15 protein-coding genes and 1 pseudogene are annotated in these 14070 nt (G+C 72.7%); 15 read left to right on the top strand and 1 reads right to left on the bottom strand.

From position 1 onward, the window contains the following. The 4 genes and pseudogenes from QSK52_RS29825 to QSK52_RS29810 all read left to right on the top strand — a co-directional run. Positions 1 to 884: pseudogene (locus QSK52_RS29825) on the top strand (hypothetical protein); the annotation flags it as partial. A gap of 34 nt (positions 885 to 918) precedes the next feature. Then, positions 919 to 1383 (top strand): conjugal transfer protein TraB, encoded by a 465-nt coding sequence (locus QSK52_RS29820; RefSeq protein WP_285739317.1) that lies wholly within the window; start codon positions 919 to 921, stop codon positions 1381 to 1383. A 90-nt stretch (positions 1384 to 1473) separates the two neighbouring features. Continuing rightward, entirely contained in the window at positions 1474 to 3540 is a 2067-nt protein-coding gene (locus tag QSK52_RS29815; protein WP_285739316.1) for a chromosome segregation protein ParM, read from the top strand. A 104-nt stretch (positions 3541 to 3644) separates the two neighbouring features. Continuing rightward, a complete protein-coding gene (locus QSK52_RS29810; protein WP_285739315.1) occupies positions 3645 to 3977 on the top strand; it encodes a hypothetical protein in 333 nt (110 codons plus the stop codon). A gap of 110 nt (positions 3978 to 4087) precedes the next feature. Here the strand turns inward: QSK52_RS29810 and QSK52_RS29805 are convergent, their stop codons facing one another. Continuing rightward, positions 4088 to 4306 carry a hypothetical protein gene (locus QSK52_RS29805; protein WP_285739314.1) on the bottom strand — a complete coding sequence of 73 codons (219 nt, stop codon included), beginning with the start codon at positions 4304 to 4306 and terminating at the stop codon, positions 4088 to 4090. A gap of 220 nt (positions 4307 to 4526) precedes the next feature. On the opposite strand from QSK52_RS29805, the gene QSK52_RS29800 reads away from it, so the two are divergent. The 11 genes from QSK52_RS29800 (at position 4527) to QSK52_RS29750 (ending at position 13791) form a co-directional block, all read left to right on the top strand. Then, positions 4527 to 5192 carry a hypothetical protein gene (locus QSK52_RS29800; protein WP_285739313.1) on the top strand — a complete coding sequence of 222 codons (666 nt, stop codon included), beginning with the start codon at positions 4527 to 4529 and terminating at the stop codon, positions 5190 to 5192. 14 nt (positions 5193 to 5206) lie between these two features. Continuing rightward, positions 5207 to 5452, top strand: a complete 246-nt coding sequence (locus tag QSK52_RS29795; protein WP_285739312.1) for a hypothetical protein — start codon at positions 5207 to 5209, stop codon at positions 5450 to 5452. A 33-nt stretch (positions 5453 to 5485) separates the two neighbouring features. Then, positions 5486 to 6475: a hypothetical protein gene (locus tag QSK52_RS29790; protein WP_285739311.1), complete on the top strand. Its 990-nt coding sequence runs from the start codon at positions 5486 to 5488 to the stop codon at positions 6473 to 6475. 87 nt (positions 6476 to 6562) lie between these two features. After that, a complete protein-coding gene (gene dnaN, locus QSK52_RS29785) occupies positions 6563 to 7762 on the top strand; it encodes a DNA polymerase III subunit beta (RefSeq protein ID WP_285739310.1) in 1200 nt (399 codons plus the stop codon). Between the two features lie 110 nt (positions 7763 to 7872). Next, complete coding sequence (locus QSK52_RS29780) at positions 7873 to 8697, top strand: hypothetical protein (protein WP_285739309.1); 825 nt, start codon at positions 7873 to 7875, stop codon at positions 8695 to 8697. Positions 8698 to 8762: 65 nt separating this feature from the next. Further along, entirely contained in the window at positions 8763 to 9008 is a 246-nt protein-coding gene (locus QSK52_RS29775; protein WP_285739308.1) for a hypothetical protein, read from the top strand. Between the two features lie 54 nt (positions 9009 to 9062). Then, positions 9063 to 9476, top strand: a complete 414-nt coding sequence (locus QSK52_RS29770) for a hypothetical protein (RefSeq protein ID WP_285739307.1) — start codon at positions 9063 to 9065, stop codon at positions 9474 to 9476. A 137-nt stretch (positions 9477 to 9613) separates the two neighbouring features. After that, positions 9614 to 10297, top strand: a complete 684-nt coding sequence (locus QSK52_RS29765; RefSeq protein ID WP_285739306.1) for a hypothetical protein — start codon at positions 9614 to 9616, stop codon at positions 10295 to 10297. A 69-nt stretch (positions 10298 to 10366) separates the two neighbouring features. Next, entirely contained in the window at positions 10367 to 11125 is a 759-nt protein-coding gene (locus tag QSK52_RS29760; RefSeq protein ID WP_285739305.1) for a hypothetical protein, read from the top strand. Positions 11126 to 11422: 297 nt separating this feature from the next. Then, positions 11423 to 12577, top strand: coding sequence for a ParA family protein (locus QSK52_RS29755; RefSeq protein WP_285739304.1), 1155 nt, complete (start codon positions 11423 to 11425; stop codon positions 12575 to 12577). After that, positions 12574 to 13791: a ParB/RepB/Spo0J family partition protein gene (locus QSK52_RS29750; protein ID WP_285739303.1), complete on the top strand. Its 1218-nt coding sequence runs from the start codon at positions 12574 to 12576 to the stop codon at positions 13789 to 13791. The genes QSK52_RS29755 and QSK52_RS29750 overlap by 4 nt, the downstream gene beginning before the upstream one ends. Positions 13792 to 14070 lie beyond the last annotated feature (279 nt).

Genomic DNA, 14070 nt, shown 5'->3' with positions numbered 1-14070 from the left:
GGGAGGCGTCCCCGAAACGGGAGGAGGCGGCAGAGGAAGCCGACCCGGCCAAGAACAAGGACCGCGGCGAGCACGGCGCGGCACCGGCAGCTGATCCTGCCGACGCGTACGGGGCGGCGATGACCCGTGACGGCTGGCTGGGGTACCTGGGAGCACTGCACGAGAAGGAGGCTGCCGGAGGCCGCGGGAAGCCTCCGCGAGGCGGCTTCGAAGATCACCCGCCCGGCCCCGGTCCGGAGGTGGAGCCGGAGACGGTGGCACCTGGAAACCCGGACATGGCTCCCCGCAGTGCGGCGAGGAGCGAAGACGACATCCCCGATGCGGAGATCGTGGTGACCGAACTGCCCTCTAAGGTGTCCGCCGCGGCGGAGCCCGCACCTCAGCCCCCCACCGAGCAGCCCGGCACCGTCCGGTCCGGCAGCACCGCCTCGTTCGAAGGTGCCGCGGGCTCCGGTGGCCAGATGCCCCGCAGGTCCTGGGGCGCGGCGGGCGCGGGCATGGCCGGCGAGCACCAGACCGCGGTGACGCTCACCGAGTTCCTGATCGCGATGGCCAACATCAAGGTCCACTCGTCCCAGGACGCCGAGAAGGTCCAGAACGCGGTGGACAACCTCACCGTCTGGGCGCACCGCTGGAGGCGCATGTGCGGTGAGCTCAGCGGCAGCCACAACCTGGAGCGCAAGCTGGTGCGGCTCCTGGACGCCCTTGCCTCGTTGTCCGACAGCACCGCGGAGAACGCGGGCCGTCTGGCCCAGGCCGTCCATGCCGCCTCGCAGAAGGCCACCGAGGCCGCCCAACAGGTCGCACAGGTCTACGAGGAGGACCGTGCCGCCATGCGCGAGGGCGGTCTGGAGCAGGCCTCCGCAGCCGTCCACCACCAGTGACCGGGCCCCTCGGACAGATAGGAGAGGAACAGGGATGAGCGAGCAGAGCAGCAACCTGCCTGCGGTGCCCGCGGCCAAGACGGCCGCGGTGTACACCGGCAGGCGGCGCCGGCCCCGCCCCGGCGCGGACGACAGCAGCGGCAGCGACTACGAGGCCGTGCAGCACACGCTGAAGGTGTTCAGCGAGGCGATGCAGCAGGCCGTCAAGGAGCTGGAAGGCCTGGACAAGAAGTGCAGCAGGACCGCTGACGAGGCATCCACCCTGGCCGGGAACCTGGCTGACGCCGACGTCGACGGCCAGTTCGTGGCCATGACCCAGGACGTGGCCAAGGAACAGGCAAGCGCGGCCAAGGCGGTCCACCAGATGCTCGAGCACGCGCAGCAGGCCGCGAGCGCTGCTGTGGCCGTGCAGCGCGCCCACGCCCGCATGTACGGGCCGCTGCACCGGGTCCGTAAGGGCCGCAAGTACCGCACCCCCAAGCCGGGGTTCTTCCAGTAGCACCACCAGCCGATCACCGCCGCACCCCCTGGGGCGGGCCCGCTGCGCGGGCCCGCCCCAGGGGGTCTTTGACCTAAGGAGCATCTGCCAGTGGCCGCCTTCGTGACGAAGCTGGAGCGCACCGTGTACCTCGCCGCCGCGCCCGCCGTGGGCTGGGCGGCCAACCTCCCCCCGCACCACCCGATCGCCGTCGCCACCGCCACCGCCGAAGGCGCGGGCGTCGCTGCCGCTCTCGCCATCGTCGCGGCCCGGCCCAAGCGCGAAGGCCTCTGGCTGGTGCGCCTGTCCCCCCTCCTGGCCGCCGGGGCCGTCGACCTCGCCGCCCGCCAGATCTCCGGCTGGCACTGGGACGCCGCCCTGGCCGGCGGATGGGGCCTGCTGTGCTACGCCCTCGCGCCGATCTCCAAGACCCGGCGCCGCAACAGGCCCGCCCTCGCCCCCGCACCCGAGGCGAAGGCGCTGCCCACCGCGCCGCCCGCACCGGCCCAGGCCGAGGAAGTCCTCGACCCGCTGGACGCCACCGACCAGTTCAGCGCGCAGGTACGCGCCCTGTGGCGCAAAGCCGGCGGCGCTGGCCACACCCACGTCGCGGCCGCCCACCCACACGTCGGGCAGCCGCACGACCTGACCATGCTGCTGCGCTCCAGCGAGCAGGGCCGCCCGATCGGCGCAGGCCTGACCCGGGCCGCGGTCGCGGCGGCGTTCGCCGTGCATGAGAGCGACGTGGTGCTGCTGGAGACCACGGCGATGGCCGGGCGCCAGAGCGGCCCCGGCTGGCGGGAGGTCCAGGTGATCCCCGACGAGCGCAAGCGCCGCCGCACCGACCCCACCGAAGCCGAGCGGTGGGAGGACAAGGTCGCCTCGGCCGCGATCCCCGGCTCCCGGTTCATCACCAAGAAGCGCGACGACGACAAGGAGGTGACGTACTGGGTCGCCCAGCTGCCGGACTCTGCAGGTGAGCCTCGCATCGACCCCGTCGCCCTGGCCCGCGCCATGGGCTCCAGCCACGACGAAGGCCGTGTGTTCGCCACCGTCGACGGGCAGCGCGTTCTGGTCGCGGTGTGGGACGACTCTCCGCTCAGCAAGGTCTACCCCGCCACCCGCGAGCTCCTCACCCCGGACGAGAACGGCTGGTGGGTCACCGGCTATCTGGCCAACGGCCAGCCCGCGCTCAGCCGCGTCTACACCGACCGCGGTGCCGCCCACGGCCTGCTCGTCGCCCCCTCCGGCGGCGGCAAGACCCAGCTGATGGCGCTCGTGATGGCCGCCTACGCCAACTTCGGCGCCGTGCTGTGGTTGGGAACGGAGGCCCCGGACGAGAAGACCCCGCTGCTGGGCGCGCACTGCGACCGCTACGGCGTCGGCGCGCTGTACATGGTGCGCCAGCTGCGGGCGCTGGTCGCGTTGATGGAGATCCGCGGCACGATGCTCTGGGCGGACGGCAGGGTCCACGACTGGGATCCGAAGCTGCCCGGATGCCCCTACCGGCCGTTGCACGTCTTCCAGGACGAGTTCCTGTCGGCGGCGGCTGACGGCGACTACGGCGCCGAGATCTCCGAGCTGTCCCAGGAGTTCTCCGTCAAGGGCCGCAAGTACGGTATGGGCGAGGACGTCGCGGGCCAGAGCGCGCAGGTCCAGCACGGCTTCCCGTCGCTGATGCTCAAGAACATCCGCGAGAACGGCATCCCGACCCTCCTCAAGCTCGCGCCTGGTGACATCACCTCCACGTTCAAGGACCTGGGCGTGGCGCTGGAGTACATCCCGGACGCGCTGCCGCGCTCGTTCTCCAAGGAGGCGGAAGGCCGCATCGAGCGGATCCTGGCCGGTGAGGCCGAGCCGCCCAGCGACTCCAACACCGGCGGCGTCGGCTGGATCGTCCCCGGCCGCAAGCCCGAAGTCCTGCGCACCCTGTTCGCCGACTTCAGGAAGGGCATCGACGACCTGTTCCCCGGCGAGGTCTACCACCTCACCGACCACGAGATCCGCGAACTCGAAGCCCGCGGCCTGTGGTTCGACTGGTCCCTGCCGCCCCAGCCCGGCGAGTTCGGCGACGACCCCGACGACGAGGACGAGGAGCCCGCCCCCAAGCGAGGCGGCAAGAACGCGGCCCGCAGCATCACGACCGCCGACCAGGCCCTGGCCGCCATCCGGCTCTGATGCGGCCACACCCCGGGGCCGGGCACCACGCCAGCCCACGCCCGGCCCCGCCCGTCGAGTTCCCCACACAACCGGCCCAGGACGGGCCGAGAACGGAAGCACCAGTGACCACCACCGCCGACCACAGCACCGACCCTGCCACCGCCCCGGCCGAGGAACTGACGGAGGTCACCCTCACCATCGCCCCCGACGACGGCTCCCACTACCGCGACGTGCGGGAGCTGACCCTGGGCCAGCTCACCGGACTGCTCCTCGCGTTCGACGCCGGCGAGGTCGGCGAGGACCTCCTGGACGAGGAGAAGGAGGACCTGCGCGAGATAGGGCTGGAGTACGCGCCCGCCGAGTACCGCGACCGGCTCTGGGCCGAGACCCGCTGCTTCACCGACGCCGACGCCAGCCGGGTGCTGCAGGCCTTCGAGGCCGGGAACCTTCTCTGACCCGTGCGCTCTGCTGCCCACCAGCACCCGCCGCCCCGCCAGAGGACGGCGCGGCCCTGGTGGGCGGCACGGCACACCGGCCCCCGCGCGCCCGGTTCCCGGCCGGACGCTCAGTCCGCGATGCGCAGCGTGCCGTCGTCCAGCACCCACGCGTCGAGGATCTGGTTGCCGACGATCACGCCCGTCACCCGGACCGACAACGACTCGTCCAGGTCCTCGATCCACAAGACCCCGTCGTCGTCGGTGAACGCGTTCCAGATCACCCCGTCCTCGTCGATCACCGCATCGAACTCGATCACCCGCGGCGACGGATCCCAGAACCAGCCCACAGCAACTCCCCTCCCGTGCACACCAGCATGCCCTCCTGCCGCCCGCCCGGCAGGACTTCGGCCGACCATCGCTGCCGCCCTCATGCTTCCCGCCTTCAGCCACCGCGACGCGCCACCCGCAGCCCGCAGCCCGCAGCCCGCAGCCCGCAGCCCGCAGCCCGCAGCCAGGGTGCGCCACCCCCTCCCGCCCACCCCCGCAGTCCTCGCGAAGGAGCCCGCCATGATCCCCGACTCCGGCACCAGCCACCCCCTCGACCCCTCGGCCGTGATCCTCCTGGAGCCCGGCTACGTGCCCTTCCCGAAGAACGGCACGGTCGTCGCCCTCCCCACCACCGCACAGCCCGGCGACACCACGTGCGTGCCCGCGCTCATTGACGGCCAGGCCACCGCCGTCCCCGTCTTCGACGTCGCCGCGCAGCTGGCCGTGCTGGATGCGCGCCTGGCCGAGCACCGCCGAGCCATCGCCGCCATGAACTACGCCCCTGCCCCCGCGCCGGTGGCCGACCCGGCCGCCGAGCAGGGCCTGCCGCTCGTGGTACGCCAATGCGTCCTCTACGGCTCCATCGCCTCGTTGGTGGCGGGTGGCGCGGTGTGGATGCTCGGCGCGGCTGTCGCCGAAATCGCCCCGCACGCCGACGAGATCGGCGACCTCCTCAAGTGGGCCGCGGTACTGGTCGCCGCCGTCGTTCTGGGCGTCGCCGGTCTGCTCGGCAAGCTCCGCTCCCTCCCCTCCGGTACCAGCGGCTCCGCGGCGACCGCGAACGGCGAACACTCCACCGCCACCGGGACCGTCCTGACGCTCTCCTACCGGCCCCAGCACCACACCACCACCATCGGCCGACAGTCAGCCGGGTGGCGCGGATCCATCACCAACAGCAACGGCTGAGGAGGCACCCGCCCGTGCAAGCCGCCCTGCACCGCCTCGCCCGCCGCCTGGCCCGCCGTCCTGCAGCGGCCCGGCCGGACGACGCTCTGCCCGCTCTCCCCCAGGCCGCCCCCGCCGAACCGGCCGCCCTGGGCCCGGACGGCGAGACGGACTGGTGGACCTGGCCCGAGCACCTCACCGTCCACCCGCTCCTGCTCGCCGCCGAGCAGGACGCCGACGCCGCCTGCGTCCGACTCCAGGGCATCGCGGACAAGCAGTGAGCCCGGGCGACCGGCTTCGCCCCCGGTACCCCCGTGCCCGCCCTGCCCACCGGCCGGGGCGGCGCGGCGGGTTCCGGGGGCGGGCCCGGCCGCCCGGCCGACACCGCGATCCGCCTGGAGGACGTCGTGACCGCACCGCACACCACCACTACCGTCGCCACCACCGCCCCGTCCGCGCCCGCGCCGGTGCTCGCCTCCGCCGCCTCCGCCATCGCCCGCCGGGGCCTGTTCGCCGAGGAGCCCCTCATCGTCGGCGACGAGGCCCAGGAGTGGGCGCTGTGGCTCACCGGCATGGACGAGATCATCCCGATGCCCAGCCTGGGCGAGGCCCTGATCGAGGCCGCCGAGCACAACGCGGTGGCCACCGATCTGGACGACGGCAGCCCGTTCAACGCCGTCGTGCACGCCGTGGTGCTGCACCACGGCGTCGCGTGGCGCCGCCCGCGCCAGGCCCGTACCGCCAGCGTCCGTCCGCACGTCGTGCACTCCGCGTGGTGCGCGATCTGCGACGAGCCGCTGGACGACGAGTACGGCTACTACGAGTCCCCCGAGGACGTCGTCGCCGTCGCTCGGGACCGCGACTGGAAGACCCTGCCCGGCGGTGAGCTGGTCTGCCCCCAGGCCGACCCCGCACACCTGAGCGCCGAGGACACCCTCGCCACTCGCGCCACCCGCGCCACCGTCCCCGCGATCAAGGGGCAGGGCACGCTCGACCTGCCCGCCGCCCCGGCCCCCGCCCGGGACAGCAGCGAAGCCGGCGAGGAGTACCCGGTCGGCCGGTACCTGATCGGTGCCCGCCTGAACCGCGCCCCCGCCCCGGCCGCCACGCCCGCGCCCGCGGCCGTCGCGCCGGACAGCGGCACCGGCTACCTCACCCGGATCTCCGAGCGCACCCGCCGCCTCACCGCCGAGGGCCTGCTCGCCGCCCTGGCCGACGTCCCCGGCCACGCCGTGGTGGAGATGGCCGGCTACCCGCTCACCGGCGCCGAGTACATCGACGGCGTCCTCGGCCTCCACGCCTGACACCACCCCGCACCACCTGACTTCGCATCACCGGCCCGGCCGCACTCGCGGCCGGGCCGACCCTTCTCCCGGAACGGACCCCGCCCCGTGAAGCTGCGCCTGCCCGTCGCCGCCCTGGCCGACGCCGTCTCCTACACCGCCCGCGCCCTGCCCGCCCGCCCGCCGGTCCCGGTCCTGGCGGGGATGCTGCTGACCACCACCGACGGCGGCCTGCACCTGGCCGCCTTCGACTACGAGGTCTACGCGAGCGACACCACCACCGCCGAAGTCGCCGACGACGGCCGCGCCCTGGTCCCCGGCCGCCTGCTGAACGACATCTGCGCCCGCATGCCCAAGACGGCCGACGTCGACCTGGAACTCGTCGGCAACGGCGCACGCCTGGCCGTCGCCTCCGGCACCGCGCGCTTCACCCTGCCGACCCTGCCCCTCGACGAATACCCCGAACTCCCGGCCCTGCCGGACGCGGTCGCCACCGTGCCCGCGGACGCCTTCGCCGACGCCGTCGCCCAGGTCGTCGTCGCCGCGGCCACCGACGACACCCTCCCCGTGCTCACCGGCGTGCAGCTGCGCCTGGACGGCGAGCTGCTGGTCCTGACCGCCACCGACCGCTACCGCATCGCCCGCCGCGAGGTGGCCGTCCGCCCGACCGGCACCCTGCCGGGCAAGCCGGCCAACAAGCGGCGCAAGCCGGAGCCGGGCGAAGGCCCGGACCCCGCCGCCTCGGCGGCGGCCGAGACGCTGGTACCCGCCCGCGCGCTCTCCGAGGCCGCACGGGCGCTGGACGGCGAGCACCCGCTGACCCTGCACTGGACCGAGGGCATGGTCGGTTTCTCCATCCCGGGCGGGCGCAGCTACACCACCCGGATCCTGTCCGGCCACGAGGCCCCCAACATGGACGCCGTCCTCGCCGGGATCGATCCGACCGCGGTGTGGACGCTGCCGGTGGCCGACACCGTCGCGGCCGTGCAGCGCGTCGCCCTGGTCGCCGCCCGCAACACGCCCGTCCTGCTCACCCTCGACGGCGACCGGCTGCGCATCGAAGCGGGCAGCGGCGACGACGCCCGGGCCAGCGATCGCGTCCCCGTGAACGCCCACGGCGACATGGGTGCGGACAGCATCGCCTTCAGCCCCGGCTTCCTGATCGACGCGCTCAAGTCGCTCGGCGCGCCGGAGGCCGAGATGCGCCTGCGCCACCCGCACAAGCCGGTCCTGATGCTGCCCCGCCTCGGCGACGGCGCCAAGGCGCACTACCGGCACATGCTCATGCCCGTGCGCCTGTCCGGCTGACCCGACCTCCCGCCCCGCCTTCCCGGGCCGGCCGTCCACCCGTTGCGGGCGGCCGGCCCGGACGTACGTCCGCCACCGCCCGATCCGCCGACAGCCGAGGAGCTGCCACCGTGACCGCCCAGCACACCCCCGACCAGCCCGAGCACGACTTCCCCGACGACGACCTGGTCTTCCCCACCACCGCCCACCAGATGCCGCAGTTCAACAGCGGCGGAGACGAGGACAAGGGCGGGCACCCGGACGTGATCTGGCACCAGCCCCGCCGTGCCCGCCACCGCCTGCGGGACAAGGTCCCGGCCTCGTTCCAGCACCTGCCGGACGCCGGGCTCGTCCTGGCCGCCCTCGCCACCCTGGTCCTGGTCCTGTTCGTGCTGGTCGGCGTCACCCAGGCTGTGCTGGCCGTCATCCGCTGGTGCGCCGACCCGCAGCACCTGGCCCACCCGGCTGCCCAGCTCTGGCACACCGTCAACGACCCGCTCCACCGCAGCCTCACCGCCCGCGGGGCCGAACTGCCCGCTGGCCCCGGCACCCTCTACGAGGCGTGGGCCGCTGCCGGGATCGTGATCCTGCTGCTCGCGCTGCGGCGCGGCGCGAGCGTCGGGGTGCAGCTCGGCAGCGTGCTGTTCGGCGCGCTGACGGTGGCGATGGTCTGGGACGGCAGCACCGGTCCCGGCCGCCCGGTTGCCGCGGGCCTGGCGGTGCTGATCTGGGCGGTGCTCGCCGCCCTCGCGCTCACCGGGTCGTGGATCACCACCCACACCACCGTGGTCAACACCGTCCAGCCCGCCCCCGCGCCGGATATCACGGTCGACGTCGCCCCTGCCGAGGTGCCCGCCCCGGTGGTCGAGGTCACCGTTCCCGAACCGCGGATCGAGACCGTGCTGGTGGTCGACACCGACGGCGATGCCCGCCGCACCAGCCGCCCCGACCAGTAGGCCCACCCGCGAACTGCCTGCCCCTGTCCAGCTGAGATCCGCCGAACCCTCCGAGGAGCCCCACCGTGCCCGTGGCGATATCCCGCGACCAGCAGATCGCTGCCCTGCGCGAGCGTCTGCGCGACCGCGCCGCCACCCTGTCCGGCCTCACCCCCGGCAGCCCCTCCCACACCGGGCTGCAGACCGAGTGCGACGCCCTCTACCAGGAGATCCAGCGCCTCGAGAGCAGCCGCTCCATCAGTCCCAGGCTCCTGCTGACCGTCCTCGGCATCACCGCACTCGTCCTGTTCAGCCTGCTGTCCGGGCACTGACGCTGCCCGGCCGGACACCACCACACCCGCCCAGCACCGACCCTGGAGGAACCCGTGCGCCAGAGCCTGCTCCGCCTGCTGCCCGACCGTCTCGCCCGCCGCTTCGGCTACGAGATGGCCCTGCACGACCCGGCCGCCGTCGCCGCGGAGATCGAGACCAGCCTCGCCGACGCCCGCGCCCACCACGAAGCTGAACTGCGCGCCGCCCTGAGCAAGCTCACCGGCCCGCTGGAGTGCCAGCCCGGCCTGCTCGACCTGCACCGGGAGGCCGCCGACATCGTCGTCTACCTGGCCGGCGTCGGCGCCGCCGCCGAGAACAACCTCGACCGCACCGACCCCGGCCAGGAGGAGCTCTACTGGGCCGTCCTCGACGCCCTCACCGCCGCCGAGGCCCTGCGCGAGCGCACGGCCGCCGCCGCCCTCCTCGCCCTGCCCGCCCAAAGCGCCGCCAGCCTCCAGCACAGCTGACCCCGCCCGGGCCCTGACGCTGCCCACCACCGCCCCCGCCGACCGCGCCCGCCAGGTGCGGCCGCCGGGGCGCGGTGGTGGGCGGCGCGGCCGCCCGGCCGACCCGCCCCGGCCCCGTCCCGGAAGGAAGCACATCGATGCCGTCCACCACCCGATACTCCCCCGAGCCCAGTGACCTGCTGCCGCCGATCGTCACGATCTGCGGCAGCACCCGTTTCTGGCGGCACATCGCCGAGGCGGCGCTCCAGGAGACCGTCGCCGGTCGCATGGTCCTGGCCCCGGCCGTCGACATGCGCCAGCACCACGAGCTGTGGGACGACCCCGCCGCCGCCGAGCAGCTCAAGGCCCGGCTCGACGCCCTGCACCTGGCGAAGATCTCCACCGCCGACGAGGTCCTCGTCGTCACCGACGACCGGCTCTACCTCGGCGAGTCGACCCGCCGCGAGATCCTGTTCGCCGAGGCCCTCGAGATCCCGGTCTCCTACTGGGTGGCCGGACGCGGACGCCTCGGTACCAGCCACCTGCAGCAGCCCTCCGCGGCCCGCGAACGTGCCCGGCAGCAGTGGAGGGGCGCCTTCGCCCGGCTGACCGAAGCCTCCCCCACGGGGCCCTCCCGTGAAGACCTCCTCACCCTCGCCGCCGCCGACCTGGCCGTCGCCGAGCACGGCACCGCGGCCTCGCTCGTCGACGTACGCCGCGCCGCCCGGCAGCACCTCGGCATCGACATCCCCCACGACCGGGCGCAGGCCGCGCTCACCGTCCGCACCCAGGACTCCCCCGGCGCGAACATCCAGTTCCTGCTCGGCCCCGCCAGCCGCTGACCCGACATCACACACCGGGCCGGGCACTTCGCCTGGCCCGCCCCGAACCCGCCCCGGAAGGGAACACCCATGACCGACACCCGCGCCCGCGTTCTGAGCACCGCCCTCGACGCCGTCGACAACCTCGCCACCACCGCCGCCGCGGCCGCCGCCGGCCTCACCACCTACCGCGCCCTGGCCGCCCGCCCCACCGAGACCCGCACCGCCCTCGCCCTCGCCGCCGCCGCCCTCGCCGCCGTCACCACCGACCAGATCACCACCCAGATCCGCCGCCCCCTGCGCGAGCGCCTCGGCCTGACCCCCGCCCCCTACACCTACCGCCTGACCGAACCCGCCCCGGCACCCACCACCGAGCAGCTCGCCAGCGAGGTCGCCGCCGACGCCGCCCACCGCGCCGCGACCCAGGCCCACAGCCTCGACACCAGCAGCGGCAGCCTCACCAAGCCGGACAACTGGACCGGCCACCCGGACGGCACCGCGACGTGCAACCTGTCCGGCGGCGCGCACCTGCTGTGCACCCCCTCCCCCGCCGGAGCCGGCGGCTACACCACCCGCACCTTCCTGCTGGTGCGCAACGGCAAGCAGGTCCCGGTGCGCAGCATCACCGACATCGTCGCCCTCCTCGACCTGGACACCGAGGACCTCCCCGCCACCGAGGACGGCGACCCGTGGACGGAGAGCGGCGAGAAGTTCGGCATCGAGGAGCTGGTGCCCGCCGACGCCGGGGCCGACAAGGAGAACGACCGCGACCAAGAGGCCGAGGTCCGCGCCGACGCCCGCACCGAGGAGGGGCCCGAGCCGGACGAGGACCAGCTCGCCCTGCTGTAGGGCGCGCCACCGACGAGACAGCCAGAGGCCCTGCAGTCGCGCACCTGCGCGGGTGCAGGGCCTCTTTGTGTTTTAGGGCGAAGTGCTTGAATCTCCGCCCTACCGCAGCGGCTCAGTCCTGGGTTCCGCCTCTGCCGCCGACGGATTGTGGATCAAGCCATGGCGCGGCGCTGCCAGCCAGAACAGGATGTTGTCCGCGGACAACATTGAGAGACAAAACAGACACAGCGTCATAGACCACCCATAGGTGGTGAGTCGGTGACGTGACAAGCTCTCGCTGGTTAGTAAACTCCCCGCATGAGTACCGAGACTTCGGCGGACAACCGCGACAAGGTGGTTACCAAACTGCCTGCCGCGCTGCGCCGCGAACTGAAGATCCGCGCCGCGACCGTCGGGGTCGACATCCAGGACGCAGTCACCGCCGGTGTCAGCGCGTGGTTGGAGACCGCCGGGCCGTTCCAGCCGATCGACACCTCCGCCAGCACCTCCTTCTCCACCTACGTCCCCTCCGACCTGTACAAGACCTTCCGGATCGCCTGCTCCCAGCGCGAAGTCCCCTACAACCAGGGGCTCGCCCAAGCGATCAGGCTCTGGCTCGACGCCAACCCGCGCCGCCAGCCGGTGCGGCTCCCCACCGGCCCGCAACGCATCGTCGTGGCCAACCAGAAGGGCGGCGTCGGCAAGACCGCCATCTCCAACGGCACGGCCCAGGCCCTCGCTGAAGCCGGCCACCGCGTACTGATCGTCGACTTCGACCCGCAGAGCCACCTCACCCTCCAACTCGGCATCAACCCCCTGCCCATCAAGGGCGACAGCCTCGCCAAGAACATGACCGGCGAGCGCTCCAGCGACCTGCGCGACCTGCTCGTTGAGGTCCCCGGCGAAGCCTTCGAAGGACGCCTCTTCGTCCTTCCCGCCTGCACCGACGCCTTCCTCCTCGACGCCAAGCTCGTCACCTCCCGCGACGTCCGCGTCAAGGAAACCGCCCTGGAGAAGGCGCTCGCTGTCGTCGAGCGCGAATTCGACGTTGTCATCGTCGACTGCCCGCCCAGCCTCGGCTACGCCATGGACAACGCCCTCTACTACGCTCGCACCCGCGACGGCGAGCCCAAGGGACGCTCCGGCCTCATCATCCCGGTCCAGGCCGAGGACTCCTCTGCCGACGCCTACATCATGCTGCGAGAGCAGATCGAGTCCCTCTGCGACGACCTCAGCATCGATATCCACGACTTCGGCTTCGTCGTCAACCTCTACGACTCCCGCAAGGGCTTCGTGGCCACCTCCGCCCTCAAGGAGTGGCAGGCCATAGAGGAACCCGCTGTGATCGCAATCGTCCACGACCTCAAGGACCAACGCGAGGCAGTCCGCGTCAAGAAGCCCCTGCTCTCCCACGCGCCCGACAGCGAACAGGCCGACGTCATGCGTGAGATCGCCCGGAGGATCGCCTCATGACCCGCGCAGCAGACCGCCTCGGCGGCGGCAGCAGCTTCGGTGCTGTCCGCCCCCGCAGCGAACGAGGACGCGCCAAGGCCGTCGCCGAAGGCGCCATCCCCGACTACGAACTCCAGCGCCTGCCCCTCGACAAGGTCCGCCCCAGCCTCGTCAACCCGCGCCGCAACTTCGGCACCGACCAAGAGCAAGAGGCCCTCGGCAACAGCCTCGCCCGCAAGCAGACCACCGCCTGCGTCGCCGTCACCCGCGCCGCCTACCTCGCCCTGTGGCCCGAGCACGAAGCCCACATCGGCATCGCCGAATGGATCATCCTCAACGGCGAGCGCCGCTACCGCTCTGCCCAGCGCGTCAACCTCGAGCACCTCGACTTCGTCGTCCGCGACGACCTCGCCGCCACCCGCGCCGACTTCATCGACTACCTGATGCTCGAGAACGACGAGCGCCAGGACTTCAACATCATCGAACGCGCTCGCGGTCTCGAAGACCTCCTGCAGGCCTGCGATGGCAATGCCGCCGAAGTAGCCCGCCGCCGCGGCAGAGACCGCTCCTGGGTTGGTAACCAGGTTGCCCTACTCACCCTCCCAGCAGACATCCAGGACATGCTCATCGCCGGCACCCTGGCCGAGCGCTATGCACGACGTCTCGCCCGCGCGCTGAAGGACGACCCCTCGCTCAGCAGCGAGGCGCTCCTCGAGCTGGCTGAGCAGCTCAAGGCAGAAGAACGCGACCGCCGTAGCCAGACCAGGGATCTGCTCGAAGCGGCGAAGAACGCCGTGTTGTCCGCGGACAACACGGTCCAGGCCCCGCAGCCGCCACCCCCGTCGCCATCTGCACTGGATGGCCTGGCAGCGACTGCCCTCAGCGCTACGCCCACAGCGGCCTCACCGGTGCAGCAGTCACAGCCCGCCACTGACTCCCCCACACCTTCAGATGTGTTGTCCGCGGACAACATCCCGGAACAACGCGCGGCTGATGACCAAGCCCACCACAACCCTGAGCCGACTAACGATCTCGCTGAGGTGGGGGGTGCGTTGTCCGCGGACAACACACCCCCCACCCGAGAAGACACTTCTGACGGCCAACCGGAGAACCAGGCCAGCGCCCTGGTGCTGGCACTGGGCGCGACCGCCGCCGAACAAGCCGCGACCCTTCGGGCGGGCCTCGACGACGAAGGCTTCACCGCGCTCCTCGAAGCGCTCTACGCCTCCGTCTGACCCCTACCGTGTTGTCCGCGGACAACACGCATCACGGCGCTGTCGGGTGCCCCCGGTGATAGTTGGGGGCACCCGACAGCGCTTTAAGTGACCGACCTGCCAAGCAGATGGCAGCGACACGGGTGAGGGCGAGGGACTGAGATGGCGCGCTTGAAGCGCCGGTTGCCCGGTGTTGTCCGCGGACAACACCGGGCAACCGTCCGCTCGGCCCGAATGGCCTGCCGTGCCCATGTTGACCCGGCAGGAACCAGCCATCAGCTCTTGCCTTGCTCTCTACAG

Source organism: Kitasatospora phosalacinea (assembly GCF_030268885.1).
Classification (GTDB): Bacteria; Actinomycetota; Actinomycetes; order Streptomycetales; family Streptomycetaceae; genus Kitasatospora; species Kitasatospora phosalacinea_C.
The sequence above is the reverse complement of the archived record's forward strand: the minus strand, read 5'-3'. Positions and strand labels throughout refer to the sequence as shown.

What these genes read in the sequence shown, in the direction of transcription:
- QSK52_RS29820 (WP_285739317.1), top strand. Translation starts at nt 919, where the DNA reads ATGAGCGAGCAGAGCAGCAACCTGCCTGCGGTGCCCGCGGCCAAGACG.
- QSK52_RS29800 (WP_285739313.1), top strand. Translation starts at nt 4,527, where the DNA reads ATGATCCCCGACTCCGGCACCAGCCACCCCCTCGACCCCTCGGCCGTG.
- QSK52_RS29765 (WP_285739306.1), top strand. Translation starts at nt 9,614, where the DNA reads ATGCCGTCCACCACCCGATACTCCCCCGAGCCCAGTGACCTGCTGCCG.
- QSK52_RS29760 (WP_285739305.1), top strand. Translation starts at nt 10,367, where the DNA reads ATGACCGACACCCGCGCCCGCGTTCTGAGCACCGCCCTCGACGCCGTC.
- QSK52_RS29755 (WP_285739304.1), top strand. Translation starts at nt 11,423, where the DNA reads ATGAGTACCGAGACTTCGGCGGACAACCGCGACAAGGTGGTTACCAAA.
- QSK52_RS29750 (WP_285739303.1), top strand. Translation starts at nt 12,574, where the DNA reads ATGACCCGCGCAGCAGACCGCCTCGGCGGCGGCAGCAGCTTCGGTGCT.